This is a genomic window from Rhodococcus sp. AZ1 (assembly GCF_054979605.1).
Map to the genome: position 1 here is coordinate 46,932 of NZ_JBUEQF010000012.1, position 25,137 is coordinate 72,068.

Annotated in this window: 22 protein-coding genes; 12 read left to right on the forward strand and 10 right to left on the reverse strand. The window is 68.3% G+C overall.

Features of this window, described 5'->3' with window-relative positions:
• Nucleotides 1-42: 42 nt before the first annotated feature.
• Nucleotides 43-636 (forward strand): TetR/AcrR family transcriptional regulator, encoded by a 594-nt coding sequence (locus ACY48E_RS14375; protein WP_462872899.1) that lies wholly within the window; start codon nt 43-45, stop codon nt 634-636.
• A gap of 34 nt (nt 637-670) precedes the next feature.
• On the opposite strand, the gene ACY48E_RS14380 is transcribed toward ACY48E_RS14375, so the two are convergent.
• Nucleotides 671-1,549, reverse strand: coding sequence for a MaoC family dehydratase (locus ACY48E_RS14380; RefSeq protein WP_462872900.1), 879 nt, complete (start codon nt 1,547-1,549; stop codon nt 671-673).
• On the reverse strand, nt 1,546-2,892 hold the full coding sequence (locus ACY48E_RS14385; RefSeq protein WP_462872901.1) for a 3-oxoacyl-ACP reductase: 1,347 nt from the start codon (nt 2,890-2,892) through the stop codon (nt 1,546-1,548). The genes ACY48E_RS14380 and ACY48E_RS14385 overlap by 4 nt, the downstream gene beginning before the upstream one ends.
• Before the next feature lie 124 nt (nt 2,893-3,016).
• Between ACY48E_RS14385 and ACY48E_RS14390 the strand changes: the two genes are divergently transcribed.
• From ACY48E_RS14390 to ACY48E_RS14400, 3 genes are all read left to right on the forward strand, one after another.
• The gene (locus ACY48E_RS14390) at nt 3,017-4,315 is read left to right on the forward strand and encodes an acetyl-CoA C-acetyltransferase (protein ID WP_462872902.1); all 1,299 of its coding nucleotides are present in this window, start codon (nt 3,017-3,019) and stop codon (nt 4,313-4,315) included.
• Nucleotides 4,316-4,453: 138 nt separating this feature from the next.
• Nucleotides 4,454-6,166: a VanW family protein gene (locus ACY48E_RS14395; RefSeq protein ID WP_462872903.1), complete on the forward strand. Its 1,713-nt coding sequence runs from the start codon at nt 4,454-4,456 to the stop codon at nt 6,164-6,166.
• A 16-nt stretch (nt 6,167-6,182) separates the two neighbouring features.
• Nucleotides 6,183-6,710, forward strand: a complete 528-nt coding sequence (locus tag ACY48E_RS14400) for a flavin reductase family protein (RefSeq protein WP_462872904.1) — start codon at nt 6,183-6,185, stop codon at nt 6,708-6,710.
• Nucleotides 6,711-6,716: 6 nt separating this feature from the next.
• Here ACY48E_RS14400 and ACY48E_RS14405 read toward each other — a convergent pair whose 3' ends face one another.
• Nucleotides 6,717-7,697: a sugar-binding transcriptional regulator gene (locus ACY48E_RS14405; protein WP_462872906.1), complete on the reverse strand. Its 981-nt coding sequence runs from the start codon at nt 7,695-7,697 to the stop codon at nt 6,717-6,719.
• 123 nt (nt 7,698-7,820) lie between these two features.
• Here ACY48E_RS14405 and ACY48E_RS14410 point away from each other — a divergent pair, with 123 nt between their 5' ends.
• The 3 genes from ACY48E_RS14410 to ACY48E_RS14420 are packed head-to-tail and all read left to right on the forward strand — an operon-like array spanning nt 7,821 to nt 11,886.
• Nucleotides 7,821-8,681 (forward strand): MIP/aquaporin family protein, encoded by an 861-nt coding sequence (locus ACY48E_RS14410; protein WP_462872907.1) that lies wholly within the window; start codon nt 7,821-7,823, stop codon nt 8,679-8,681.
• Nucleotides 8,678-10,177 (forward strand): glycerol kinase GlpK, encoded by a 1,500-nt coding sequence (gene glpK / locus ACY48E_RS14415; RefSeq protein WP_462872908.1) that lies wholly within the window; start codon nt 8,678-8,680, stop codon nt 10,175-10,177. Before ACY48E_RS14410 ends, glpK begins: the two co-directional genes overlap by 4 nt.
• Complete coding sequence (locus ACY48E_RS14420) at nt 10,177-11,886, forward strand: glycerol-3-phosphate dehydrogenase/oxidase (protein ID WP_462872909.1); 1,710 nt, start codon at nt 10,177-10,179, stop codon at nt 11,884-11,886. Before glpK ends, ACY48E_RS14420 begins: the two co-directional genes overlap by 1 nt.
• Before the next feature lie 72 nt (nt 11,887-11,958).
• Here ACY48E_RS14420 and ACY48E_RS14425 read toward each other — a convergent pair whose 3' ends face one another.
• The 3 genes from ACY48E_RS14425 to ACY48E_RS14435 all read right to left on the reverse strand — a co-directional run bounded on the left by ACY48E_RS14425 (nt 11,959) and on the right by ACY48E_RS14435 (nt 15,660).
• Nucleotides 11,959-13,791, reverse strand: a complete 1,833-nt coding sequence (locus tag ACY48E_RS14425; protein ID WP_462872910.1) for an acyl-CoA dehydrogenase — start codon at nt 13,789-13,791, stop codon at nt 11,959-11,961.
• A 105-nt stretch (nt 13,792-13,896) separates the two neighbouring features.
• Complete coding sequence (locus tag ACY48E_RS14430) at nt 13,897-14,436, reverse strand: class I SAM-dependent methyltransferase (protein ID WP_462872911.1); 540 nt, start codon at nt 14,434-14,436, stop codon at nt 13,897-13,899.
• A gap of 87 nt (nt 14,437-14,523) precedes the next feature.
• A complete protein-coding gene (locus ACY48E_RS14435) occupies nt 14,524-15,660 on the reverse strand; it encodes a CaiB/BaiF CoA transferase family protein (RefSeq protein WP_462872912.1) in 1,137 nt (378 codons plus the stop codon).
• 79 nt (nt 15,661-15,739) lie between these two features.
• Between ACY48E_RS14435 and purT the strand changes: the two genes are divergently transcribed.
• On the forward strand, nt 15,740-16,930 hold the full coding sequence (purT, locus tag ACY48E_RS14440) for a formate-dependent phosphoribosylglycinamide formyltransferase (RefSeq protein WP_462872913.1): 1,191 nt from the start codon (nt 15,740-15,742) through the stop codon (nt 16,928-16,930).
• Here purT and ACY48E_RS14445 read toward each other — a convergent pair.
• Complete coding sequence (locus ACY48E_RS14445) at nt 16,920-17,672, reverse strand: amidohydrolase family protein (protein ID WP_462872914.1); 753 nt, start codon at nt 17,670-17,672, stop codon at nt 16,920-16,922. The genes purT and ACY48E_RS14445 overlap by 11 nt on opposite strands.
• Before the next feature lie 66 nt (nt 17,673-17,738).
• Between ACY48E_RS14445 and ACY48E_RS14450 the strand changes: the two genes are divergently transcribed.
• Nucleotides 17,739-18,629, forward strand: coding sequence for an SMP-30/gluconolactonase/LRE family protein (locus ACY48E_RS14450; protein ID WP_462872915.1), 891 nt, complete (start codon nt 17,739-17,741; stop codon nt 18,627-18,629).
• Between the two features lie 7 nt (nt 18,630-18,636).
• Here the strand turns inward: ACY48E_RS14450 and ACY48E_RS14455 are convergent, their stop codons facing one another.
• Nucleotides 18,637-20,007 (reverse strand): FAD-dependent oxidoreductase, encoded by a 1,371-nt coding sequence (locus tag ACY48E_RS14455; RefSeq protein ID WP_462872916.1) that lies wholly within the window; start codon nt 20,005-20,007, stop codon nt 18,637-18,639.
• Nucleotides 20,008-20,115: 108 nt separating this feature from the next.
• Here ACY48E_RS14455 and ACY48E_RS14460 point away from each other — a divergent pair, with 108 nt between their 5' ends.
• Nucleotides 20,116-20,538, forward strand: a complete 423-nt coding sequence (locus ACY48E_RS14460; RefSeq protein WP_462872917.1) for an Rv0361 family membrane protein — start codon at nt 20,116-20,118, stop codon at nt 20,536-20,538.
• A gap of 10 nt (nt 20,539-20,548) precedes the next feature.
• Here ACY48E_RS14460 and ACY48E_RS14465 read toward each other — a convergent pair whose 3' ends face one another.
• A complete protein-coding gene (locus ACY48E_RS14465) occupies nt 20,549-22,240 on the reverse strand; it encodes an MDR family MFS transporter (RefSeq protein WP_462872918.1) in 1,692 nt (563 codons plus the stop codon).
• A 114-nt stretch (nt 22,241-22,354) separates the two neighbouring features.
• Here ACY48E_RS14465 and ACY48E_RS14470 point away from each other — a divergent pair, with 114 nt between their 5' ends.
• Together ACY48E_RS14470 and ACY48E_RS14475 are read left to right on the forward strand one after the other, a co-directional pair.
• Nucleotides 22,355-22,768 carry a rhodanese-like domain-containing protein gene (locus ACY48E_RS14470; RefSeq protein WP_462872919.1) on the forward strand — a complete coding sequence of 138 codons (414 nt, stop codon included), beginning with the start codon at nt 22,355-22,357 and terminating at the stop codon, nt 22,766-22,768.
• Nucleotides 22,732-24,006, forward strand: a complete 1,275-nt coding sequence (locus ACY48E_RS14475) for an O-succinylhomoserine sulfhydrylase (RefSeq protein WP_462872920.1) — start codon at nt 22,732-22,734, stop codon at nt 24,004-24,006. The genes ACY48E_RS14470 and ACY48E_RS14475 overlap by 37 nt, the downstream gene beginning before the upstream one ends.
• Here the strand turns inward: ACY48E_RS14475 and ACY48E_RS14480 are convergent.
• Entirely contained in the window at nt 24,003-25,088 is a 1,086-nt protein-coding gene (locus ACY48E_RS14480; protein WP_462872921.1) for an isochorismate synthase, read from the reverse strand. The two genes, ACY48E_RS14475 and ACY48E_RS14480, sit on opposite strands and share 4 nt — an antisense overlap.
• Nucleotides 25,089-25,137: the final 49 nt, after the last annotated feature.

Sequence of the window (25,137 nt, forward strand, 5' to 3'; positions counted from 1 at the left end):
AGATAAGCTCGTTCGCACAGACGACGTTCGGGTGGAGGCACGATGGCAGGTGGTACCAAGCGGTTGCCGCGCGCCGTCCGCGAGCAGCAGATGCTCGACGCCGCCCTGGAGGTGTTCTCCGAGAACGGGTTCCACGAGACCTCGATGGATTCGATCGCCGCCCGTGCGGAGATCTCCAAGCCGATGCTCTACCTCTACTACGGGTCCAAGGACGAGCTGTTCGCCGCCTGCATCGCCCGCGAGGGCGTGCGCTTCGTCGAGGCCATGACCCCCGCCGGCAACCCCGGCCTCAAGCCCCACGAGCAGCTGCGCGTGGCCCTGATGGGTTTCCTGACGTTCGTCGACGAGCACCGCGCGTCGTGGATGGTGCTCTACCGGCAGGCGATCGGCCAGCAGGTGTTCGCCGGCCAGGTGCGCAGCAGCCGTGACCGCATCATCGACATGACCACCGGTCTGCTCGAGGCCAGTACCCGCACCCCCAGTACGCACGAGGACCACCGCCTGATGGCAGTGGCCCTCGTGGGTGCCGGTGAAGCGGTGGCCGACCGGGTGGCCGGCGGCGAGGTCAGCGTCAACACCGCGGTGGATCTGCTCGAGCGTCTGGCCTGGCGGGGCCTGCGCGCCGACGGGGTCTGACGACCCCGTCGGCGGTGCGGTGTCCCGTCCGTGCTCAGCCGATCGGCCGCAGGGTCGCCTCGAGGTACGGGTAGCCCTTCTTCGGATGACGCAGCGCCAGATCCCACCCGTCGTCGGTGCGGGTGGCGTAGGCGTTGACCTTCGCCGGCAGCACCACCGGCTTGCCGAACTTGACCGTGTAGGTCACCGCGTCCGGGATTCGGCCCTCCACCGTGCTCAGAACCGCTGCGGCACTCCACATCCCGTGCGCGATGGTGCGGGGGAACCCGAAGGCCTTCGCCCCGATCGACGAGACGTGGATGGGGTTGCGATCGCCGGAGATCGAGGCGTACCGGCTGATGATCGACTGGTCCACCGACAGCGTGCGAGTCGGTGCGGGAGGAGTCGCGTCCGGCGGTGCCGCCTCGCGCGGACCACCCGAGAGCGAGGTCTTCTGCAGGGTCAGGAACGTGGAGGTCTGCTTCCACACCAACTCACGCCCCACCCGAACCTCGGCGACGACGTCGATCAGCAGGCCCTTGCGGTGCTCGCGCAGGTTCTGCGCGTGCACCGCGATGTCCAGCGGCTCGGACATCGAGATGGGCCGGTAGCTCTCGATCACGTTGTGGAAGTGCACCGAGCCGATCGCGGCGAACGGGAACTCGTCGGAGACCATCAGTTCCATCACCGTGGGGAACACCAGGGTGAAGGGGTAGGTGATGGGCAGATCGTCACCGAACCGCAGGCCGGTGACCTTGGCGTATCCGCCCAGGTTGTCCCGGTCGACGCGAATACCGTCCAGCTTCAGCACGGTGTCCGGCGCGGACGAGCCGGTGCTCTTGCCGATCACCGGCAGGGCCGCGACAGCTGCCTTGAGGTAGATGTCGCGGATGCTCGGCGGCTGCTTCAGCGTGATGACCCTGGCCACGCTCATGACCCGATCAGTGCCTGGCCGCACACGCGCAGCACCTGGCCGGTGACGGCATTGGAGGCCGGGCTCGCGAAGTAGGCGATGGCCTCGGCCACGTCCACGGTCTGCCCGCCCTGCAGCAGCGAGCTCAGTCGCCGCCCGCCCTCACGGGTGACCAGCGGGATCGCGGCCGTCATCGCGGTCTCGATGAAGCCGGGAGCGACGGCGTTGATCGTGATGTTCTTCTTCGCCAGCACCGGTGCCTCGGCGTGCACCAGGCCGATCACACCGGCCTTGGACGCGCCGTAGTTGGTCTGGCCGCGGTTGCCCGCGATGCCCGCGATGGAGGACACGTCGATCACGCGGCCACCCTCCTTGAGGGCGCCGGTTGCGAGGAGCTTCTCGGTGATGCGGTGTGGTGCAGCGAGATTGACGCCGATCACGGAGTTCCAGCGGCCGGCGTCCATGTTGGCGAGGGTCTTGTCCCGAGTGATTCCGGCGTTGTGGACGACGATGTCCACGCCGCCGTGCCGCTCGGTGACGAAGTCGGCCAGGGTTTGGCCGGCGTCGGGAGCGGTGACGTCCAGCGCCAGCGAGGTGCCGCCCACACGGTTGGCGGTGGCCGAGAGTGCCTCACCGGCGGCCGGGATGTCCGCGCAGATCACGTGGGCGCCGTCGCGGGCGAAGACCTCGGCGATGGTGGCGCCGATGCCGCGCGCGGCCCCGGTGACCACGGCGACCTTGCCGGCCAGCGGCTTGTCCCAGGACTCGGGGGCGGTGGCGTCGGCGGCACCGACGGTGATGACCTGGCCGTCGACGAACGCGGACTTGGCCGAGAGCAGGAAGCGCAGTGTCGACTCCACGCCGGACAGGCCGGTGGCGGCCTTGGGGTGCACGTAGACCAGCTGAGCGGTGGCGCCGCGCTTGATCTCCTTGGCCACCGAGCGGGTGAAGCCCTCGAGGGCGCGCTGAGCAATGTGCTCCTCGACCTTCCGGGTCTCCTCCGGGGTGGTGCCGAGCACCACGACGCGCGCGGACGGCGCGAGGTTGCGGATGACGGGCTGGAAGAACTCGAACAGCTGCGACAGGCCGTCGATGGTGGTGATGCCGGTGGCGTCGAACACCAGCGCGCCGTGACGGTCGTCGTGCGGCTGGGAGGCCGGGTAGTCGGCCAGCAGGGCGCGCAGCGGCTCGACGAGCCGACCGGCGCCGCCGATCAGGACGGGACCGGCCAGCGCGGGCTCACCCGCGACGTAGCGGCGCAGCTTCTCGGGCTGCGGGAGCCCGGCCTGCTTGGCGATGAACGCGCCGGGGCCGGACGCGAGGAACTGGGAGTAGAGGTCTGACGCTCCCTGGTTGGCTGCCACTGTTTCCTACCTTCGTATCGCTTCGTGATGTGGGCGGTGTCGACAAGTAACTTACCGGTGAGTAAGAATGACGTCCACGAGAGCCCTCCACGGGCCCACGAACCAACCACGGGAGAGAACAGCAGTGACGAGTCCGACACAGCGCCGCGTCGCCATCGTAGGCGGCAACCGCATTCCCTTCGCGCGTTCCGACAAGGCGTACGCCAGTGCGTCCAACCAGGACATGTTGACCGCTGCTCTCGACGGTCTGGTCAGCCGTTTCTCCCTGCAGGGCGAGCGCCTGGGACTCGTCGCCGGTGGCGCGGTGCTCAAGCACAGCCGCGACATGAACCTCACTCGCGAGTGCGTGCTGGGCAGCGCCCTGAGCCCCTACACCCCGGCCGTCGACATTCAGCAGGCGTGCGGCACCGGCCTGCAGACCATCATCGCCGTCGGCGACGCCATCGCCGCCGGTCGTATCGACGCCGGGATCGGCTCGGGCGTAGACACCACCTCCGACGCGCCGATCTCCGTCAACGACGAGCTGCGCGAGTTCCTGCTCTCGCTCAACCGCGCCCGCAGCACCGGCGATCGCATCAAGCTGCTCGGCGACGTGCGTCCCTCGATGCTCGGCATCGAGATCCCGCGCAACAGCGAGGCACGTACCGGCCTGTCGATGGGTGAGCACGCCGCCATCACTGCCAAGGAGATGGGCATCACCCGCGAATCCCAGGACGCCCTGGCCGCGGCGAGCCACCGCAACATGGCCGCCGCCTACGATCGCGGGTTCTTCGACGACCTGGTCACCCCGTTCCTGGGCCTGACCCGCGACGACAACCTGCGGCCGGACTCGAACGTCGAGAAGCTGGCCACGCTCAAGCCCGTCTTCGGCAAGAGCCTCGGCGACGCGACCATGACCGCCGGCAACTCCACCCCGCTCACCGACGGCGCATCGGCGGTGCTGCTGTCCACCGACGAGTGGGCGGCCGAGCACAGCCTGCCCGTCCTGGCACACCTGGTGGACTCCGAGACCGCTGCCGTGGACTACGTGCACGGCAACGGCACCTACAAGGACGGGCTGCTCATGGCGCCCACCTACGCCATCCCGCGTCTGCTCGCGCGCAACGGCCTGACCTTCGCGGACTTCGACTTCTTCGAGATCCACGAGGCCTTCGCGTCGGTGGTCGAGGCCACTCTCGCCGCCTTCGAGAGCGAGTCCTACTGCACCGAGCGCCTCGGCCTCAAGGGCGCCCTGGGTTCGATCGATCGCAGCAAGCTCAACGTCAACGGCTCCTCCCTCGCCGCAGGCCACCCCTTCGCGGCCACCGGCGGCCGCATCGTCGCCTCGCTGGCGAAGATGATCAGTGAGAACGGTGGTGGCCGCGGCCTGATCTCCATCTGCGCCGCGGGTGGGCAGGGTGTCACCGCGATCATCGAGGCCTGAGCCGTAACCAGATCACCGCTGTAACACTTCACCACCGAGTGCGATACGTGGTGTGACCCCGCACTACTGCCCGACCCCCGACCCGGCAGCAGTGCGGGGTCTCTGCGTGTGTCGAGGGCTCCCGGATAGTCTGTTTCCATGGTCGACACACCTCCCGAGACCGTGCGCCGACCCGTGCTCGGGCGCCGGTGGGTGCGCCGCTCGCTCATCGGCGTCGGCGCCGCTCTGTTGGCATTGAGCGTGCTGTACCTGGTGGACCTGGCCGTCTCGTCCGGACGCATCCCACGCGGAGTGACGGTGGCGGGTGTGGAGGTGGGCTCGGAGAAGCCCGCCGACGCGCAGGCTCTGCTGCAGTCCCGGCTCGGCGCGCGCAACACCACCCCCATCGACGTACGCACCGGGGACGTCACCACCACCGTCACACCCGCCGACGCCGGCCTGTCCATCGACCTGCCGGCAACGCTCGAGCGTGTGGGCCACCAGCCGCACTGGCCGTGGACGCGCCTGACGTCGTTCTTCACCTCCCGCACGGTCGATGTGGTCACCTCCGTCGACGGGGCGAAGTTGGCCGCCACCGCGGCGTCGATCGCCTCCCGTGCGGAGCGACCCGTCGTCGAGGGGACGATCACGTTCGACAACGGTGTGCCCGTCGCCACGGCGCCGACCGCGGGTCGAACCGTGACGTCGGAGGCCGTCGAGAAGGCCCTGGCCTCGCAATGGGTGACCTCGACCGAGGTGGTGGTGGAGGTGCAGGAGCGCCCCACCGCGGTCGACGCCGCGGCGGTCGATGCCGCCATGACGCAGGTGGCCCGTCCGGCCGTGTCGGCACCGGTGACGATCACCGGGGAGAAGGGAGCCACCGCGACGCTCGAGCCGGCCGACATCGCGGCGACGCTGACCTTCGCACCCGACGGCGGGAAGTTGTTGCCCCGCTTCGACATCGACGCCCTTACGCGCACGCTCGCACCGCAACTGGCAGCCACCGAGCGCAAGCCCAAGAACGCGACGTTCGACTTCTCGTCGGGTTCGCCCGTCGTGGTCCCGTCGGTGGACGGGTACACCGTGCAGTGGCCGCAGACGCTCGCCGGTCTACCCGCCGCCGTGGCCTCGACCACCGCGCGCACCGTCGCCGCCCAGTACGCGGCCACTCCGCCCGCGGTCACCACCGACCGGGCCAGGGGACTGGGCATCACGGAGGTGATCGGCGAGTTCACCACGGGGGGCTTCGAGCGCGCGTCGGGCATCAACATCGGGCTCACCGCCCGAATCGTCAACGGTGCCGTGGTGCTGCCGGGAGAGACGTTCTCGCTCAACGGATACACCGGCCCGCGTGGGCTCGAACAGGGCTTCGTCGAGTCGGGGATCATCAACAACGGCAGGCCCGGCCGGGCGGTGGGCGGTGGCATCAGCCAGTTCGCCACGACGCTGTACAACGCCGGGTATTTCGGCGGCATGGAGGACGTCGACCACACCGAGCACAGCTACTACATTTCGCGGTACCCGGCCGCTCGCGAGGCAACGGTGTTCGAGGGCTCCATCGACCTGAAGTTCCGCAATCCCGCCACCACCGGTGTGGTGATCGAGTCGTTCGCCGACTCGTCCTCGGTGACTGTGCGCCTGTGGGGGACGAAAACGGTGTCGGTGCAGTCGATTCCGGGTGAGCGCACCAACCCCACCAGCCCGAACCGGATCACCCTTCCCAAGGGGCCGCAGTGTTCCCCGTCGGCCGGTGCCGGTGGGTTCACCATCAGCGATACGCGCGTGATCACCTCGATCGCGACCGGCGCGGAGATCTCGCGGACCACCAGAACGGTCAAGTACGACCCAGTGCCCATCGTCGAGTGCAAGTGATCCGAGAGCAGTAGTGATGTCCGAGACCCCGACCACGTCCGACAACCCGTCGCTGACAACCGATCTCGATCAGGCCACGCTGCGTCGGGCCTATGGCACGTTCCCCACCGGTGTGGTGGCGATCGCGGCCACCATCGACGGTGCCCCGGTGGGGTTGGCCGCGAGCAGCTTCGTCCCCGTCTCGATCGATCCGCCGTTGGTGAGCTTCGCAATTCAGAACAGCTCCACCACGTGGCCGAAGTTCGCGCGCGCCGAGTCCATCGGGGTGAGCGTGTTGGGGGAGGGGCACGACGTCGCGGTGAGGTCGCTCGCGGCCAAGACCGGTGACCGGTTCGCCGGTGTGGACATCGAGACCACGAACGACGGAGCGGTGTTCCTGGCCGGTGCGGGTGCATGGCTGAACACCACGATCGAGCAGGAGGTGCCTGCGGGCGATCACGCGATCGTGTTGCTGCGGGTGCACGCGCTCGCCGTTGCCACCGAGGTCGAGCCGATAGTCTTCCACGGCAGCAAGTTCCGCCGACTGCTCGAGCAACTCGACTAGAGCACCTCAGCCGCGGTCGAGAAGTGTTGCTGCGCTTCTGTCGTCGATCACGAGGTCGGTGATCAGAGATCCGGCCAGCGCCCCGCGTAGCGCAGTGAGCTTGTATTCACCCGACACCACGCACACCCGCCGCGGAACCTGTTTCAGCCGAGCCAGACTCGGGCCGCTCGCGCGGTCGTTGAGCGGGATGCCGTCGTAGCTGCCGTCCGAGCGCAGGAACACCGTGGCGATGTCGCCCACCACACCGTCGGCGGCGAGGGCGTCGAGGTCGTGCTGTTCGAGGTACCCCGCACTGTAGACGTGGCTGGGCACGCCGCCCCCCATGACGCCGATGCTGAACAGCGCCAGGTCCATTCGGTTCTGCAGGTCCAGGACGCGGGTGATGCTGCGCTCACGCCAGAGCAGTCGCCGGGTCTCGGGGTAGTCGAAGAACGCGGGAACCGGGAAGCCCTGTGCCACGGCGCCGTACGCGTTCGCCACCGACCGCACCAGGTCGCTCGCGTAGGAGACACCGGTGGTGAGCGTGTTGCCGGCTCCGTTGAGCTGGACCACGTGGGTGTTGTGCGTTCGTTTGGGTGCGAGGTGTCGGCTGACCGCGCCGAGGGTGGTCCCCCACGCGATGCCCATCACCATGTCCGACTCGAAGAACGACGTGACCAGCCGGCCGGCGAACGTCGCGACGCGATCGAGCCGCTCCACGTCGCCGATGTGCTCGGGCATCGGCACGATGTGCGCGCGCACCCCGAACCGCTCGGCGTAGGCCCGTTCGAGCAGCGGACCCTGGTCGGTGGGGGTGGTGACCCGAATCTCGACCAGTCCGCTCTCGCGCGCGAAGGAGATCAGCCGCGAGACCGTGGAGCGCGAGACGCCCATCTCGCGCCCGATGGCGGCCATGGTCAGGTCCTGGAAGTAGTACAGCCGGGCGGCGGAGATTGCCTCGGCGATCTTGGGGTCCGTGCCGACGAGTGAGTTCTCGACGCCGTTCATGGAGGAAGATTAAACACTTCTGCACATATGTGCATCTACTTTGCATGAACGTGCAACGCCCTTAACCTCGATCGAAAGATCGTAAGTATGGCTTACGTCACTAACTCAGCGTGGAGGACGACGATGGCACGAGCGCTCGACAAGAAGGGGCTGCCGGTTCAGATGGCGGCGGAGTTCGCCGGGACGATGATCCTGATCCTGTTCGGGGTCGGGGTGGTCGCCCAGGTGACCGCCGGCGGGGAGAAGGGCAGCCTCGGTGGGCACGACTCGATCGCCTGGGCGTGGGGGCTGGGCGTGATGTTCGGCATCTACGTGGCCGGACGCGTCACCGGGGCGCACCTCAACCCGGCCGTCACCCTGGCCTTCGCGATCTTCCGCGGCTTCGCCTGGCACAAGGTGGCCCCCTACGCCCTCGCCCAGGTGGCCGGTGCCTTCGTCGCCGCGCTCATCGTGCGGTGGTCCTACAGCGACGTCATCGATGCCATCGACCCCGGCCACACGATCGCCACCCAGGGGATCTTCTCCACGTTGCCGGGCAACGGCACCCTGCCGGTGAGCATCGGATCGGCCTTCCTCGACCAGATCATCGGCACGGCGATCCTGCTGTTCCTCATCGTCGCCGTCACCGATCCGCGCAACACCCCGCCGCTGGCCAACATCGCGCCGTTCATCATCGGGCTGATCGTGGTCGCCATCGGCTTCGCGTGGGGCACCAACGCCGGGTACGCCATCAACCCTGCGCGCGACTTCGGTCCGCGGCTGGCGTCCTTCATCACCGGCTACGGCGGCGCGTGGCGCGACCAGAACGGCAGCCTCTACTTCCTCGTCCCCATCGTCGCGCCCCTTCTGGGTGGGCCGCTGGGAATCATCCTCTACGACAACCTGATCGGACGTTTCCTCCCCGACGAGGGCGACACCGACGACGATTCCACCACCGACGCCACCACCGCGAACGCCACCACCGAAAGGGCACAGAACGCATGAGCACCCAGTACGTCGCATCTATCGACCAGGGCACCACGTCGACGCGCTGCATGATCTTCGACCACGCGGGCAAGGTGGTCGCCGTCGATCAGAAGGAGCACGAGCAGATCTTCCCGCGCGCGGGCTGGGTCGAGCACAACGCGGTCGAGATCTGGGACAACGTGCGCAGCGTCACCGCCGGAGCGCTGGCCGCCGCCGATCTGACACCTGCCGACATCGCCGCCGTCGGCATCACCAATCAGCGCGAGACCGCGCTGGTGTGGGACCGGACCACCGGCCTGCCCGTCTACAACGCGATCGTCTGGCAGGACACCCGCACCGACCGGATCGCGGCGGGCCTCGGCGAGCCCGACCGCTACCGCAACACGACGGGTCTTCCTCTGGCAACGTACTTCTCGGGCCCCAAGGTCACCTGGATCCTCGACAACGTCGACGGTGCCCGGGAGAAGGCCGAGGCCGGTCTGCTCGCGTTCGGCACCATGGACACCTGGGTGCTGTGGAACATGACCGGCGGTGTGGACGGTGGACTGCACGTCACCGATCCCACCAACGCCTCGCGGACGCTGCTGATGGACCTCGACACCCTGCAGTGGGACGAGAAGATCTGTGCGGACATGACGATCCCGATGTCGATGCTCCCCGAGATCAAGAGCTCGTCGGAGGTGTACGGCCATGTGCGCGAGCGTGGTTCGCTCTCCGGGGTGGCCATCGCCGGTATCCTCGGCGACCAGCAGGCCGCCACGTTCGGGCAGGCGTGCCTCTCGCCCGGCGAGGCCAAGAACACCTACGGCACGGGCAACTTCGTGCTCCTGAACACCGGCACCGAGAAGGTCATGAGCCGCAACGGCCTGCTCACCACGGTCTGCTACAAGATTGGCGACCAGCCCACGGTGTACGCGCTCGAGGGCTCCATCGCCGTCACCGGCTCGCTGGTGCAGTGGTTGCGTGACAATCTCGGAATGATCACCACCGCAGCCGACATCGAGACCGAGGCGCGGTTGGTCGAGGACAACGGTGGCGCCTACTTCGTGCCGGCGTTCTCCGGACTGTTCGCACCGCACTGGCGAAGCGATGCGCGCGGCGCCATCGTGGGTCTGACCCGCTTCGTCAACAAGGGCCACCTCGCGCGGGCCGTGCTCGAGGCCACCGCATATCAGACACGCGAGGTCATCGAGGCCATGAACGCCGATTCCGGTGTCGACCTCGAGGTGCTCAAGGTCGACGGCGGCATGGTGGTCAACGAACTGCTCATGCAGTTCCAGTCCGACATCCTCGGCGTCGAGGTGGTGCGGCCCGTGGTTGCCGAGACCACCGCGCTCGGCGCTGCGTACGCCGCGGGCCTGGCCGTCGGCTACTGGACGAGCGAGCAGGACATCCGCGACAACTGGGCCGAGGACAAGCGCTGGACACCGTCGATGGACGAGGCGAAGCGCGCCGAGCTCTACGCCGGGTGGAACAAGGCCGTCACCCGCACCCTCGATTGGGTCGATGCCTGATGGCGACCACGACGACAGCACTGAGTCCGGAGCACCGCGCCGACACCCTGCGCCGCCTGGAATCCGAGGAACTCGACATCCTGGTCATCGGTGGCGGGGTGGTCGGCTCCGGGGCCGCCCTCGATGCCGCCACCCGTGGACTGAAGGTCGGGCTCGTCGAGGCCAGGGACTACGCGGCCGGAACCTCGAGCCGCTCGAGCAAACTCTTCCACGGCGGGCTGCGGTACCTCGAGCAGTTCAACTTCGCGCTGGTCTTCGAGGCGCTCAAGGAACGCTCGCTGGTGCTCAACGAGCTGTGCCCGCATCTGGCGCGCCCGGTGCCGTTCATCTACCCCCTCGAGAAGCTGATCGATCGCCCGTACGTGGGGCTGGGGATCGGGGTGTACGACGTGATGGGCGCCGGCCGCGGGGTGCCCTCGCACCACCGGCATCTGGGCAGGCGCAAGACCCTTGAATCGTTCCCGTCGGGTAACCGCAAGGGCATCCGCGGCGCCGTGAAGTTCTACGAGGGCCAGGTCGACGACGCCCGGCACACCATGATGATCGCGCGCACCGCTGCAGCTTTCGGGGCCCTGTGCGTCAACAGCACTCGCGTCACCTCCTTCCTGCGCGAGGGCGAGCGGGTGGTGGGAGTACAGGCCACCGATCTCGAGACCGGGCGTGCGTTCGAGATCCGGGCCCGCGAGGTGATCAACGCTGCGGGGGTGTGGACCGACGAGATCCAGCAGATGGTCGGTGGCCGTGGCCAGTTCCAGGTGCGTGCCTCCAAGGGCGTGCACCTGGTGGTGCCCCGCAACCGCATCAACAGCGCCACCGGGATCATCACCCGCACACCGACGTCGCTGCTGTTCGTCATCCCCTGGGGCAGTCACTGGATCATCGGCACCACCGATACCGACTGGAAGCTCGACCTCGCGCACCCGGCGGCCAGCAAGCGGGACATCGACTACATCCTCGAGCAGGTCAACGGTCTGCTCGAGGATCCGCTCGATCATTCCGACGTGGTCGGGGTCTACGCGGGTCTGCGTCCCCTGCTCTACGGGGAGTCCGATTCCACCAGCACCCTCTCACGCGAGCACGCGGTGTCGAGCCCGGTGCGCGGGCTCACCGTGATCGCCGGGGGCAAGTACACCACCTACCGCGTCATGGCGAAGGACGCCGTCGATTCCGCAGTTCACGGTCTCGAGCGCACGGTCCCGCCGTGCGTGACGGAGAAGATTCCGCTGCTGGGTGCGGAAGGCTATGCGGGAGCGTGGAACTCGCGGCGACTCACCGCGGAGCGGGTGGGTATGCGGGTGAGTCGGGTCGAGCATCTGCTCGGTCGCTACGGCACCCTGGTGAGCGAGTTGTTCGACATGATCGCCGCTGATCCGGCCCTCGGCGAGCCCCTCGCTTCTGCGCCGGAGTATCTCGCGGTCGAAGCGGTGTACGCCGCCAGTCACGAAGGGGCGCAACACCTCGACGACATCCTGACCCGTCGTACCCGCATCTCCATCGAGGTCGACGATCGTGGTGTGGCGGCGGCAGAGGAGGTCGCCGCGCTGGTCGCTCCGGTTCTCGGCTGGTCGGCGGCGACGATCGCCGACGAGATCGAGCACTACCGCGCCCGAGTCCTCGCCGAGCGCGACTCGCAGGAGCAACCCGACGACGACACCGCCGACGCGGCCCGCCTCGGCGCCCCGGACGTGCGGGTGGGTGTGGCGGGCTGACACCGCCGAAAAAAGTGGAGGACAGTGCCCGGTCGGCGGGCACTATCCTCCACTTTCTGGTGGTCGGACCGATCAGAACGCGGCGTCGTCGAGTTCCATGATGTCGTTGTCGAGGTTGGCGATGATCTCGCGGGTCGACGTCAGACGCGGGAGGATGTTCTTGGCGAAGAACGACGCCACCGCAACCTTGCCCTCGTAGAAGGCGGTGTCCTTGCCGGCGCCGGCGTCGAGAGCCTTGATGGCCACCTCGGCCTGACGCAGCAGCAGCCACCCGATCATCAGATCGCCGACGCTCATGAGCAGGCGCACGGAACCGAGGCCGACCTTGTACAGCTCGGTGGGCTGCTCCTGCGCTCCCATCAGGTTCTGGGTGAGGGTGGCGACCATGGTCTGCACGTCGTCGAGAGCGGTGGCCAGCAGTGCACGCTCGGACTTCAGGCGACCGTTGCCGGCCTCGCTGTCGATGAACGACTTGATCTGTCCGGCAACGTGAGCCAGGGCCACACCGCGGTCGCGAGCGATCTTGCGGAAGAAGAAGTCCTGCGCCTGGATGGCGGTGGTTCCCTCGTACAGCGAGTCGATCTTCGCGTCGCGGATGTACTGCTCGACGGGGTAGTCCTGCAGGAAGCCGGAGCCACCGAAGGTCTGCAGCGACTGGGCGAGCTGCTCGTACGCAACCTCGGAGCCGACGCCCTTGACGATCGGGAGCAGCAGATCGTTGACGCGGAACGCGACGTCGGAGTCTGCGCCGGAGACCTTCTCGGCCACCACGGCATCCTGGTGGCACGCGGTGAACAGGTACACCGCGCGCAGTCCCTCGGCATAGGCCTTCTGGGTCATCAGGCTGCGGCGAACGTCGGGGTGCCGGGTGATCGGCACGCGCGGGGCGGTCTTGTCGGTCATCTGGGTCAGATCTGCACCCTGGATGCGGATCTTGGCGTACTCGAGGGCGTTGAGGTACCCGGTGGAGAGGGTGGAGATGGCCTTGGTGCCCACCATCATGCGGGCGTGCTCGATGACCTCGAACATCTGCGCGATGCCGTTGTGGACATCGCCCACCAGCCATCCCTTGGCCGGAATCCCGTGACCGCCGAGGGTGAGTTCACACGTGGCCGAGACCTTCAGGCCCATCTTGTGCTCGACGTTGGTGACGAAGACGCCGTTGCGCTCGCCGATCTCGCCGGTCTCCGGGTCGAAGTGGAACTTGGGCACGAAGAAGAGCGAGAGGCCCTTGGTGCCCGGCTTGCCGCCCTCGGGGCGGGCGAGCACGAGGTGGAAGGTGTTCTCGAAGAGGTCGTCCGCGTCGGCGGAGGTGATGAAGCGCTTGACGCCCTCGATGTGCCAGGAGCCGTCGTCCTGCGCGATCGCCTTGGTGCGGCCGGCGCCGACGTCGGAGCCCGCGTCGGGCTCGGTGAGCACCATGGTGGCGCCCCAGTTGCGCTCGGCGGCGATGGCGGCCCACTTCTTCTGCTGCTCGTTGCCGTTGTTGTAGAGGATCTGGGCGAAGCCGGACCCGGCGCCGTACATGAACACGGCGGGGTTGGCGCCCAGGAAGAACTCGGACAGGGCCCAGTAGAGGCTGCGGGGAACCTGCATGCCGCCGAGGGCCTCGCTGATTCCGATCTTGGACCAGCCGCCGTCCTCGAATGCGCGGTAGGACTTCTTGAAGGACTCGGGAATGGAGACCGTGTGGGTCTCGGGATCGAACACCGGCGGGTTGCGGTCGGCGTCGGCGAAGCTCTCGGCCACTGGGCCCTCGGCCAGGCGCCGGACCTCGGCGAGCATCTCGCGGGCGGTGTCGGTGTCGAGATCGCCGAACGCGCCGGACTCGAGGATGGCGTCGAGCCCGAACACCTCGAAGAGATTGAACTCGAGGTCACGAACGTTGCTCTTGTAGTGCCCCATGGTGGTCTGCTCCAGGTTTGGTCTCGTGCGGTCTCGTTCGAGTACCGCCGCGGTGGGCTTCGACGAGTCGCGCTTCTAGCTACTCGCCGGTAACATTACGCGATATTACTCTGCATCCATTTGCTTGCCAACAGTGAGTTTGCGTGCAAGCACGAGCGCTTCAACACCGCCCGGACGATGCCGTATTCCCGATGTCACCACGGTCACCTCGGGGGGTAGAACTGGTATTGAATCCGTTGGCGCACGGCACTTTTCGTGATTTCCGGATGCGGTGTCGGCGTCGCCGAACGGCGCCGGAACCTCGAGGACCATCGCGAGGAATCCCTCATGTTCGAGACCCTCGACAGCCCTCGAGATGGCCGTTTCGAGTTCTCGCGGCCCCATGGTCGGGCACGAAAGCAGCGCAAGGTCATAGTCGACCGGAATCGTGATGTCCGTCACGTCTGCATGCACCCACCGCACGCGCTCGCGGATTGCGCGCGTCGCCGATCGTGCCGTGGTGGCCGCGTACGTCAGCGCCACCGACGAGTGGTCCACCGCGTCGACGCGCCACCCGCGCGAGGCCAGCCACAGTGCGTTGCGACCTGTGCCGCACCCGAGATCGAGGGCCCGTCCGTGCGGCAGATGCGTCACCAACTCCACCACCGACGACGACGGGGGCTCGCCGGGTACCCACCCGCGGCGGGTGTACTCGGCGTCCCAGTCGGCCGCGCTGATCGGCTCCAGAGCGGTTCAGCGCCAGAGCGTCTCGGGGTCCACGGCCACCGTGGGCGGTGCGGCCGGAAGCTGCGGTGCGGTGCGGGAGAAGCGCGGGGCGGGAGCATGCTGGGTGACCGAGGCGATGTCGACGAGCGAGCCGCGCGCCTTCAGATGCGGGTGCGAGGGCGCCTCGGCGAAGGTCAGCACCGGCGAGACGCAGGCATCGGATCCGGCGAAGATCTCCGCCCACTCGTCGCGGGTCCGCGAGGCGAAGGTCTCGGTGAACCGCGCTCGCAGGGACGGCCACTGCGAGAAGTCGTTCTGGTGCGGCAACGTGGCCGGATCGAGTTCGAGCTTGGCCAGCATCTCGGCGTAGAACTGCGGTTCGATGGCGCCGACGGCCATGTACTTGCCGTCGGAGGTCTCGTAGGTGTCGTAGTACGGAGCCCCGGTGTCGAGCAGGTTCGCTCCGCGGGTGTCGTTCCACACGCCCTGGCCGCGTAGACCCCAGATCATGTGCGAGAGCGCCACCGTGCCGTCGACCATGGCCGCGTCCACCACCTGGCCCTGCCCGGAGCTCGCCCGCTCCACCAGCGCCGCGAGGATGCCGAAGATCAGGAACATCGAGCCGCCACCGAAGTCGCCCACCATGTTCAGCGGCGGTACCGGTCGCTCCCCGGCGCGGCCGATCGCGTGCAGCACCCCGGTGACGGAGATGTAGTTGATGTCGTGTCCGGCCACCGGGGCCCACGGACCCTCCTGACCCCAGCCGGTCATGCGCCCGTAGACCAGTCGCGGGTTACGACCGAGAACCACGTCCGGCCCGATACCCATCCGCTCGGTCACACCCGGCCGGAAGCCCTCGATCAGCACATCGGCGCGGTCGAGCAGGTCCAACACGCGCGCCAGGTCCGCCGGGTCCTTCAGATTGGCCTCGACGATGGTCTTGCCGCGCTGCTGCTGATCGCCCACCGCGCCCTCCGGGGGCAGTCCGCCGGGACGCTGCACCCGCACCACGTCGGCGCCCAGATCGGCCAGGAGCAGAGCTGCGTGCGGTCCGGGCCCGAGCCCGGCGAGTTCGACGACCCGAACCCCGGACAGCGGACCGGGGCGCCCGGTGGACCGTGCGGCAGTGGGGTCGGCAGCAGTGGGCTCGGCAGCAGATGTCATGGCGCGAACGGTAACAACCGGCACCGACGCCACTCAATGACCGAACGGTGCGCTCCGGGGGACCGATAGCATCGGCCGGGTGAGCGCAGACCGCATCGGTACCCCCCTGAGCCCGTCCGCCACCACCGTGATGCTCTTGGGCTCGGGTGAACTGGGCAAGGAGGTGATCATCGCCTTCCAACGCCTGGGCGTGGAGGTGATCGCCGTCGATCGGTACTCCGACGCGCCCGGTCACCAGGTGGCCCACCGCGCCCACACCATCGACATGAGCGACGCCTCCGCGCTGCTCGAGTTGATCGCGGCCGAGCGACCGCACTACGTGGTGCCCGAGATCGAGGCCATTGCCACCGACGCCCTGGCCACCGTCGAGGAACAGGGCCTGGCCACCGTCGTTCCCACTGCGCGCGCCACCGCGCTGACCATGAATCGTGAAGGCATCCGACGCCTCGCCGCCGAGGAGTTGGGGCTGCCCACCTCGCCCTACGCTTTCGCCGATTCCGCCGACGAGGTCCGCGCGGCGCTCGCCCGCATCGGGTACCCGGCGGTGATCAAGCCCGTGATGTCGTCGTCGGGCAAGGGGCAGTCGGTGGTCCGATCCGACGACGACGTCGCTGCGGCGTGGGACTACGCGCTGTCGGGCTCGCGCGTGGACCACGGGCGGGTGATCGTCGAGGGGTTCGTCGACTTCGACTACGAGATCACGCTGCTCACGGTGCGGGCCGCCGACGGCACGCATTTCTGCGAGCCCATCGGGCACCTGCAGCGCTCCGGTGACTACGTCGAGTCCTGGCAGCCGCAGCCCATGTCGGAGTCCGCGGCGGCCGCGGCGCGCGATGTCGCCGGCCGGGTCACCGACGCCCTCGGCGGGCGGGGAATCTTCGGGGTCGAGCTGTTCGTGCAGGGTGACCGAGTCTTCTTCTCCGAGGTCTCACCGCGTCCGCACGACACCGGTCTGGTGACCCTGCGCACGCAGCGACTGTCGGAGTTCGAGCTGCACGCTCGCGCCATCCTGGGACTGCCGGTGGACACCACCCTGCTGGTCCCCGGTGCCTCCGCGGTGATCTACGGCGGGGTCGACGCCGTCGGCATCGCCTACGAGGGCCTCGCCCGGGCGCTGGCCGTACCGGAGACGGACCTGCGTCTGTTCGGCAAGCCCGAGAGCTTCGTGCGACGTCGGATGGGTGTCGCCGTGGCCACCGCCACCGACATCGAGACCGCCCGCGAGCGCGCCCGCGAGTGCGCCGGACGTGTCCGCCCGGTCACGCCCTGATGCCGGCGCTCGTCATCCGGTAGAACGACCGGGCGTTCTGGAAGAGCACTGCCTGCAGGTCGCCGCCCACGGCGTCGGCCACGATCTCGAGGTCGCTCGGCTGGAAGGGACGTCGGGCGCGCGTGCCGGGCAGGTCGGTACCGAACATCAGAGCCGTCGGGTCCACCCGGTGGATCGCGGTCATGGTGGCCAGTGGGTCGAGGTCGATACGGCCGAATCCGGCGGCCTTCACGCGAACTCCGCGCTCGACGAGTTCGAGCAGGTACGGCAGGGCCTCGTCGGACATCCCCAGGTAGTCGATGCTCACCGCGGGTAGTCGCACCATGATCGGCTCCAAGGTGCGCAGAAGCTGGGCATCGACATGGAACTCGCTGTGCCAGCCCACCAGCTCGTGCGCCCGCACGGCCTGGTGGGTCAGCCGCGTGATGTCGGCGGCGCCGCGGCGGAGGTTGAACCGCACGGCTCGCACCCCGGCGCGATCGAGCCGCACGATCTGAGCGTCGGTGACGTCCTCGGGAAGCTCGACCACGCCCACCCAGGTCGGGCCGAGTTCGTCGAGCAGGGTGACCATGAACGCGTCGTCGTCGCCGTTGTACGACGCGCCCACCAGTGCTCCACCGGTCACGCCGAGGCCGTCGACCGCCCGCTCGTAGTCGGCGACGGTGAACGTCCCCGGCACGAAACCGGCGTTGGTGACCAGCGGGAACCGTGGATCGATGATGTGGACGTGTGCGTCGAACACACCGTCAAGGATGCCCTATGTTGGATGGTGACCCATGTCACGTCCGTGGAACCGAAGGTGGAATCGATGATGCCTGCACCGACCGTCGTGCTCGAGGGGTACTCGTACCTCGAATGTCCACGTTGGCGCGTCGACGACGACGGCACGGGTCGAATCTGGGTGTCGGACTTCTACACCCACCAGGTGGTCTCCGCGCGCGCCGACGGCACCGACGTGCGAGTCGAGGCGCACGTGCCCGGCCAGCCGTCGGGCCTGGGCTGGCTGCCCGACGGGCGTCTGCTGGTGGTGTCGATGAAGGATCGTCGGGTGCTGCGACGTGAGTTCGACGGCCGACTCGTCGAGCACGCGGACCTCTCCGGCTTCGCCACCGGGCACACCAACGACATGCTGGTCGACGCCCACGGGCGCGCCTGGGTGGGAAACTTCGGCTTCGACCTGATGAACCTCGCGCCCATCGAGTGGGCGGATCTGCTGCGCGTCGATCCCGACGGCACGGTGACGGTGGCGGCGCGAGATCTCTTCTTCCCCAACGGAATGGCTCTGACCGCCGACGGCGACCTGCTGGTGGACGAGACCCTCGGCAACCGGATCAGTGCGTTCTCCGTCGGCGAGGACGGCACGCTGGGCCCGCGTCGGGACTGGGCCACACTGGGACCGCCGCCGGAGGGCACGGACGTCGCAGCGGTCCTGGCGCAGATCGCCGTGGCGCCCGACGGGTGTGCGCTCGCCGCGGACGGAACGCTGTGGGTGGCGGATGCTCTGGGGCAGCGGCTGGTGCGCGTGGCCGCGGGGGTCGGTGTGATCGACGAGATCGCGTTCGACACCGGTGTGTTCGCCTGCGGTGTCGGCGGTGACGACGGCGCAACTCTATTCGTCTGTGCCGCACCGGATTTCAACGAGCACGCCCGCACCGGGGAGCGGGCGGCCCGGCTGCTCGCGGTGCCCGCCCCGGCGTAGGGACCGCTTACTCCTGGGACGCCTTGAGCATGTCCTCGCGCTCGACCACCTTCACCCGCTCGCGGCCCTGGGGCTCACCCAGGCTGCGCTCGTGCGCGTCGAGGCGGTACCACCCCTGCCAGGTGGTGTATTCGATGTCCTTGCCCTCGAGGTAGGCCACGACGGCGTCCTCGGCGGGCTCGGTGGCGCCGTCGAACCCGGGGGCGTCGGCGAGCAGGTTCGCGACGGTCTCGTTGGCATCGCCCTTGGTGTGTCCGATCAGACCCACCGGACCACGCTTGATCCAGCCGGTGACGTAGGTGGCGGGCACCGGTTCACCGTCGACGGTGGTGACGCGTCCGGCCTCGTTGGGGATGGTTCCGGCGAGATCGTCGAACGGCAGGTCGGCGATGTTCTGTGAGAGGTAGCCGACGGCGCGGTAGACGGCCGTGACGTCCCAGTCGGTGAACGTGCCGGTGCCGCGCACGTTGCCGGTGCCGTCGAGTTCGGTGCGCTCGGTGCGTAGCCCGACCACCTTGCCGTCCTTGCCGAGAACCTCGTGCGGGGACTCGAAGAAGTGCAGGAACAGCTTGTGCGGGCGCTTGCCCACGTCACGAATTGCCCAGTCCTGCAGGGTGTTCGCCACCATGTCAACCTGCTTGGACTCGCGCCGGGCCTTCTCCGAACCTTCGTCGTAGTCGATGTCCTCGGGGGAGACGATCACCTCGATGTTCGGGGAGTGGTCGAGTTCGCGCAGCTCGAGCGGGGTGAACTTGGCCTGGGCCGGGCCGCGGCGGCCGAAGACGTGGATCTCGCGGGCACGGTTGGCCTTGAGCCCCTCGTACACGTTGGCGGGAATCTCGGTGGGCAGCAGTTCGTCGCCGGTCTTGGCGAGAACGCGGGCGACGTCGAGCGCGACGTTGCCGACACCGAGCACGGCCACCTTCTCGGCGTCGAGCGGCCACGTGCGCGGCACGTCGGGGTGCCCGTCGTACCAGGACACGAAGTCGGCAGCGCCGTAGGAACCCTCGAGCTCGATGCCGGGGATGTCGAGCGCCCGGTCGGCGTTGGCGCCGGTGGAGAAGACGACCGCGTCGTAGAAGCGCCGCAGGGTGGGCAGGTCGATATCGGTGCCGTAGTCGATGTTGCCGAGAAGGCGAACCTGCGGCTTGTCGAGCACCTTGTGCAGCGCGGTGATGATGCCCTTGATGCGGGGGTGGTCCGGGGCGACGCCGTACCGGATCAATCCGAAGGGGGCCGGCATGCGCTCGAACAGATCGATCGACACGCCCGGTCCGGAGACGTTGTAGTCGGACTTCATGAGGGCGTCGGCGGCGTAGATGCCCGCCGGGCCGGCGCCCACGATGGCGACGCGGAGGGGTCGGGTCTGTTCGGTCATGCCTGCGGCTACCTCACCTCGGGGTTGGATCGTTCACAAAGCAGCATAATTCGTGCGCCGAGCGGGACTCCTCGGCAGGGTGTGGGCCCGATCCTGGATGATCGGGGTGTGCCCCTGTTCTCTCACCCCGATCCCAATCCTGATCACGAGCACCGCACCAGCGCCGCGCCCGTCCTGGCCGCACTGGTGGTGGCCGTGCTGCTCGTCGGCGGAGTTCTGCTGTGGTCGTTCCTGCAGCCGCCCGAGCGCAACATCACCGAGAGCAATCGCGTGGGCACGGCCACCTCGACCTACATCAGTGCGCGGAACTCGGGGGATGCGGCGAAGATCGCGGCGGCGCTGTGCGATGCGAACACCCGTCAACCCTTCGCCGGTGAGAGCGGCAAGTTCGAGCTGAAGACCATCGACCTCATTCGAGTCGACGGTGACACCGCCACCAGCGATGTCACCGTCGACGTCAACGATTCCGAGATCAAGGCCACCCTCGACCTGCGCAAGGTTGCGGGCGAGTGGAAGGTGTGCGCCCGCTAGATCGACCGGCTCAGCCCAGCCCGGCGATCTTGGCGTCGTGCTCGTGCTGCGCAGCGATACCGCTCTGCGTGCGCAGGGGCACCTCCTTGTAGAAGAGGTTGATCACGAAGGCGACGGCCAGCAGCACGGCCGCAGCGACGAACACCGAGTCCATCGCGTTGGAGAAGCCGATCTGGAACGGTGCGGCCAGGACGTCGGGCAGCTTCTGGATGAACGAGGTGTCGTCGAGCACGCCACCCGCTGCCTCGCCGGTGCCGCTCGCGAGACCGCGGGCCAGGCCGGACACCGACGGGTCGGGACTCGACGCCGCCGACTGCAGCGCCGTGACGAACGAGTTGTTGGTGGCGGCCTCGCGCAGGGCCGTGGCGATGGTGTCGGTGACCCGTGAGAACAGCAACGACAGGAACACCGCGACGCCGATGGTGCCACCGATCTGCCGGAAGAACGTGGCCGATGCGGTCGACACACCCATGTCCTGCGGGGGCAGGGCGTTCTGGATCGCCATGGTCAGCGGCTGCATCACGTTGCCCAATCCGAAGCCGAATCCGAACATCGCGATCATGATCAGCCACAGCTCGGTGTCGTAGGCGATGTAGGAGAACGCGAACATGCAGGCCGTCATCAGCGACAGGCCGATGATCGGGTAGGGACGGTAGTGACCGGTCCGTGAGATCAGCTGACCGGAGACGATGGATCCGACCATGATGCCCAGCACCAGCGGCAGCATCTGGAATCCGGCGACGGTGGGCGACGAGCCGCGCACCACCTGCAGGTACTGCGGGAGCAGGGTGATGCCGCCGAACATCGCGGCACCTGTGACCACGCTCAGGATCAGACCCACGCTGAACGTGGAGTTCTTGAAGAACCGCATCGGGATGAGGGCGTTGGTGCCCATCTTGATCTCGACGGCGATGAACGCCAGGATGCCCAGCACGCCGATCACGTAGCAGGTGATCGCGTTCGTCGAACTCCAGCCCCACGTGCGGCCCTGCTCGGCGACGATCAGCAGCGGAACCAGGCCGACGGCCAGGGTGAAGGCGCCGAGCCAGTCGACGACGGCGGCGCCGTGGCGGCGGGGGAGGTTGAGCACACGGGCAACCACGACCAGCGCAATGATGCCGATGGGGACGTTGACGAAGAAGACCCAGCGCCACCCGGTGACGCCGAGGATCTCGTCCTGACCGGAGAGAACGCCGCCGATGACCGGGCCGAGCACGCTCGAGGTACCGAACACCGCCAGGAAGTAACCCTGGTACTTGGCTCGCTCGCGGGGCGGCACGATGTCGCCGACGATGGTCAGTGCCAGCGAGAACAGGCCGCCGGCGCCGAGGCCCTGGAACGCGCGGAACGCCGCGAGCTCGTACATCGAGGTCGCGAAGCCGCACAGGATCGAGCCGATGACGAACAGTGTGATCGCCGTGAGGAAGAACTGCTTGCGGCCGTAGATGTCGGAGAGCTTGCCGTACAGCGGGGTCGAGATGGTGGCCGTGATCAGGTACGCGGTGGTCACCCACGCCTGGACGGAGAACCCGTTGAGGTCGTCGGCGATGGTTCGGATCGACGTCGAGACGATGGTCTGGTCCAGCGCGGCGAGAAACATGCCGAGCATCAGACCGGACAGGATTGTGACGATCTGGCGGTGAGTGAACACGCCTGGTTCAGGTTCGCCGACCACGGTGGTGTCGGCCTTTGCCTCGCTCATGTGTGTCCTCGGGGAACTCGGTTGGATAGGTAATTAATTCACTGAGATATATAGTGCACCCGCGCGCCGCACTCGGGCAAACATCGGACGAACCGGTGTGGGAAAGTTGGCCCCGTGAGCTACGCCGGAGACATAACGCCCGATCGCGCCTGGGCATTCCTGCGCGACGACCCCACGGCCGTCCTCGTCGATGTCCGTACCAGCGCGGAGTGGACCTACGTCGGTGTCCCCGACGTGTCGTCGCTGGGTAAGGACACCGTGTTCGTCGAGTGGGTGAGCTACCCGAACGGGACGCCGAACACCCGGTTCGTCGAGCAACTACGTGAGGAGGGTGTCGACGGATCCGGTCCGGTGATCTTCCTCTGCCGCAGCGGTCAGCGCTCCATCGGCGCGGCCGAGGCCGCCACCGCCGCGGGCATCACCCCGAGCTACAACGTGCTCGACGGCTTCGAGGGCGCCACCGACGCCGACGGCCATCGAGGTGCGGTGGGATGGCGTGCGCTGGGGCTGCCCTGGCGGCAGCAGTGAGCGAGCCCCGCACCGGCGACGTGCGGCCACGCGGCGGTGCGTTCGACAAGCCGCTTCCCGACGGCGTGGGCCCGGCCACGCTGGGGGTGCGCGGCGGCATGAACCGTTCGGGGTTCGAGGAGAACTCCGAGGCCATCTTCGTCACCTCGGGCTACGTCTACGAGAACGCGCGCTCGGCCGAGGCCGCCTTCACCGGCGATGCCGACCACTACGTGTACTCGCGCTACGGCAACCCCACGGTCGGCATCTTCGAGGAGCGTCTGCGTCTGCTCGAGGGTGCCGAGGCATGTTTCGCCACCTCCAGTGGGATGTCGGCGGTGTTCACGGCCCTCGGTGCTCTGCTGAAGACGGGCGATCGACTGGTCGCCGCGCGCAGCCTGTTCGGCTCGTGCTTCGTGGTGTGCAACGAGATCCTGCCGCGATGGGGGATCGAGACCGTCTTCGTCGACGGCGACGACCTCGACCAGTGGCGTGAGGCGCTCGCGGTACCCACCACCGCGGTGTTCTTCGAGACCCCGTCCAATCCGATGCAGGCGCTGGTGGACGTGCGCGCGGTGGCCGACCTCGCGCATGCAGCCGGCGCGAAGGTGGTGTTGGACAACGTCTTCGCCACCCCGCTGCTCCAGCGCAGCCTCGATCTCGGTGCCGACATCGTGATCTACTCCGGCACCAAGCACATCGACGGTCAGGGCCGTGTGCTCGGCGGCGCGATCCTCGGACCCAAGGACTACATCGACGGGCCCGTGCAGACCCTCATGCGCCACACCGGCCCGGCGCTGAGCCCGTTCAACGCCTGGACCCTGCTCAAGGGCCTCGAGACGATGGCCGTACGTGTGCGCGCCATGGTCGACTCGGCGTTGGCGGTGGCGCAGTTCCTCGAGTCGCACGCCGGTGTGCGCTGGGTGCGCTACCCGTTCCTGCCCTCGCATCCGCAGTACGAACTGGCCACGCGCCAGATGTCCGGCGGCGGCACCGTGGTGACGTTCGAACTCGACGCCGACGACGGCAAGGCCGCCGCGTTCGCCTTCCTCGATGCGCTGCGGATCATCGACATCTCCAACAACCTCGGCGACGCCAAGACCATGGTGACCCACCCCGCCACCACCACCCACCGCGCCATGGGCCCGGAAGGCCGTGCGGCCGTGGGCATCACCGACGGCGTGGTGCGTATCTCGGTGGGGCTCGAGGACACCGCCGACCTGATCGGCGACATCGAGCAGGCGCTGGGGCAGGTCTAGAGCCCGAACGGGGCGAGGACGGTCGCGAACTTGGCGGTGGTCTCGTCGAGTTCGACGGCGGCCTCGGAGTCGGCGACGATGCCTCCCCCGGCGCTCGCGGTGCCGCTGCGCCCGTCGGCGGCGATGTCGATGCAGCGGATGGCCACCATCCACTCGCCGTCGCCCTCGGCGTCGCACCACCCGACCATCCCCGCGTAGAAGCCGCGGGAGCGACCCGCCTCGATCAGGTCGATCGTCCGCAACGCGGCGTCCTTCGGTGTCCCGGCGACGGCCGGTGTGGGGTGCAGGGCAAGGGCCAGGTCCAGGGCGGTGGTGGCCGGGTCGGCGAGGGTCGCGGTGATGGGGGTGGCCAGGTGCCACACCTGCGGAGTGGCGGTGAGCTCCGGGGTATCCGGTGCATCGATGCTGCTGCAGAGCGGGCGCAGGGCGGAGACGATGGCGTCGACCACGTAGCGGTGTTCGGCGAGGTTCTTCTCGCTGGCCAGCAGGGCGCGGCCGGCGGCGTCGTCCGCTGCTGGATCCTGCGCTCGCGCAGCGGTTCCCGCGAAGGGGTGGCACTGCACAGTGGTTCCGGTGCGGCGCACCAACAGCTCCGGACTCGACCCGACGAGGTGACGACCGAAGTGGCTCCCTCCCGCAGCCGAGAGGTCGACGGCGAACCCGTTGTGGCCCGGGTTGGCGGCCACGAGGCTCGCCGCGAGGTCGAGCGGGGCGAGCGGGGTGTCGAACACCAGCGTGATCGAGCGCGCGATCACCACCTTGTGCAGTGTCGAGCCGGGGTGGCGCAGAACGCGCAGTGCCCGCTCCACCCGCTCGACATGATTGGCCGGAGGCGGGTTCTGTGCGGCGATCACCGCGCCCGGCAGCGGCGTCGCCGGGCGCGACCACGGCTCGTCGAGGCGGCGCACCCGCAGCGGTTCGACGAGGGCGCAGGCATGGGCGGGGTCGAAGCCGATGGCCCCCACCAGCATGGTGACGTCGCCGTCCGCCAGCGCCGCGCGGGCGTCGGCGATGTCGTCGAAACTCTGCCGTGTCCCCGACGCCTCCACGCTGCGATCGGGGCGCGAGTACACGAACGTCATGCCTAGAGTCTGCACAACGGTTGCTCGCTGCTGCTCGTGCGGGCTCGGC

Excerpts from the sequence above, each read along its gene's own strand:
- ACY48E_RS14375 (WP_462872899.1), top strand. The coding sequence starts at position 43 with ATGGCAGGTGGTACCAAGCGGTTGCCGCGCGCCGTCCGCGAGCAGCAG.
- ACY48E_RS14380 (WP_462872900.1), bottom strand. The coding sequence starts at position 1,549 with ATGAGCGTGGCCAGGGTCATCACGCTGAAGCAGCCGCCGAGCATCCGC.
- ACY48E_RS14395 (WP_462872903.1), top strand. The coding sequence starts at position 4,454 with ATGGTCGACACACCTCCCGAGACCGTGCGCCGACCCGTGCTCGGGCGC.
- ACY48E_RS14400 (WP_462872904.1), top strand. The coding sequence starts at position 6,183 with ATGTCCGAGACCCCGACCACGTCCGACAACCCGTCGCTGACAACCGAT.
- ACY48E_RS14405 (WP_462872906.1), bottom strand. The coding sequence starts at position 7,697 with ATGAACGGCGTCGAGAACTCACTCGTCGGCACGGACCCCAAGATCGCC.
- ACY48E_RS14410 (WP_462872907.1), top strand. The coding sequence starts at position 7,821 with ATGGCACGAGCGCTCGACAAGAAGGGGCTGCCGGTTCAGATGGCGGCG.
- glpK (WP_462872908.1), top strand. The coding sequence starts at position 8,678 with ATGAGCACCCAGTACGTCGCATCTATCGACCAGGGCACCACGTCGACG.
- ACY48E_RS14420 (WP_462872909.1), top strand. The coding sequence starts at position 10,177 with ATGGCGACCACGACGACAGCACTGAGTCCGGAGCACCGCGCCGACACC.
- ACY48E_RS14425 (WP_462872910.1), bottom strand. The coding sequence starts at position 13,791 with ATGGGGCACTACAAGAGCAACGTTCGTGACCTCGAGTTCAATCTCTTC.
- ACY48E_RS14435 (WP_462872912.1), bottom strand. The coding sequence starts at position 15,660 with ATGACATCTGCTGCCGAGCCCACTGCTGCCGACCCCACTGCCGCACGG.
- ACY48E_RS14450 (WP_462872915.1), top strand. The coding sequence starts at position 17,739 with ATGATGCCTGCACCGACCGTCGTGCTCGAGGGGTACTCGTACCTCGAA.
- ACY48E_RS14455 (WP_462872916.1), bottom strand. The coding sequence starts at position 20,007 with ATGACCGAACAGACCCGACCCCTCCGCGTCGCCATCGTGGGCGCCGGC.
- ACY48E_RS14465 (WP_462872918.1), bottom strand. The coding sequence starts at position 22,240 with ATGAGCGAGGCAAAGGCCGACACCACCGTGGTCGGCGAACCTGAACCA.
- ACY48E_RS14475 (WP_462872920.1), top strand. The coding sequence starts at position 22,732 with ATGGCGTGCGCTGGGGCTGCCCTGGCGGCAGCAGTGAGCGAGCCCCGC.
- ACY48E_RS14480 (WP_462872921.1), bottom strand. The coding sequence starts at position 25,088 with ATGACGTTCGTGTACTCGCGCCCCGATCGCAGCGTGGAGGCGTCGGGG.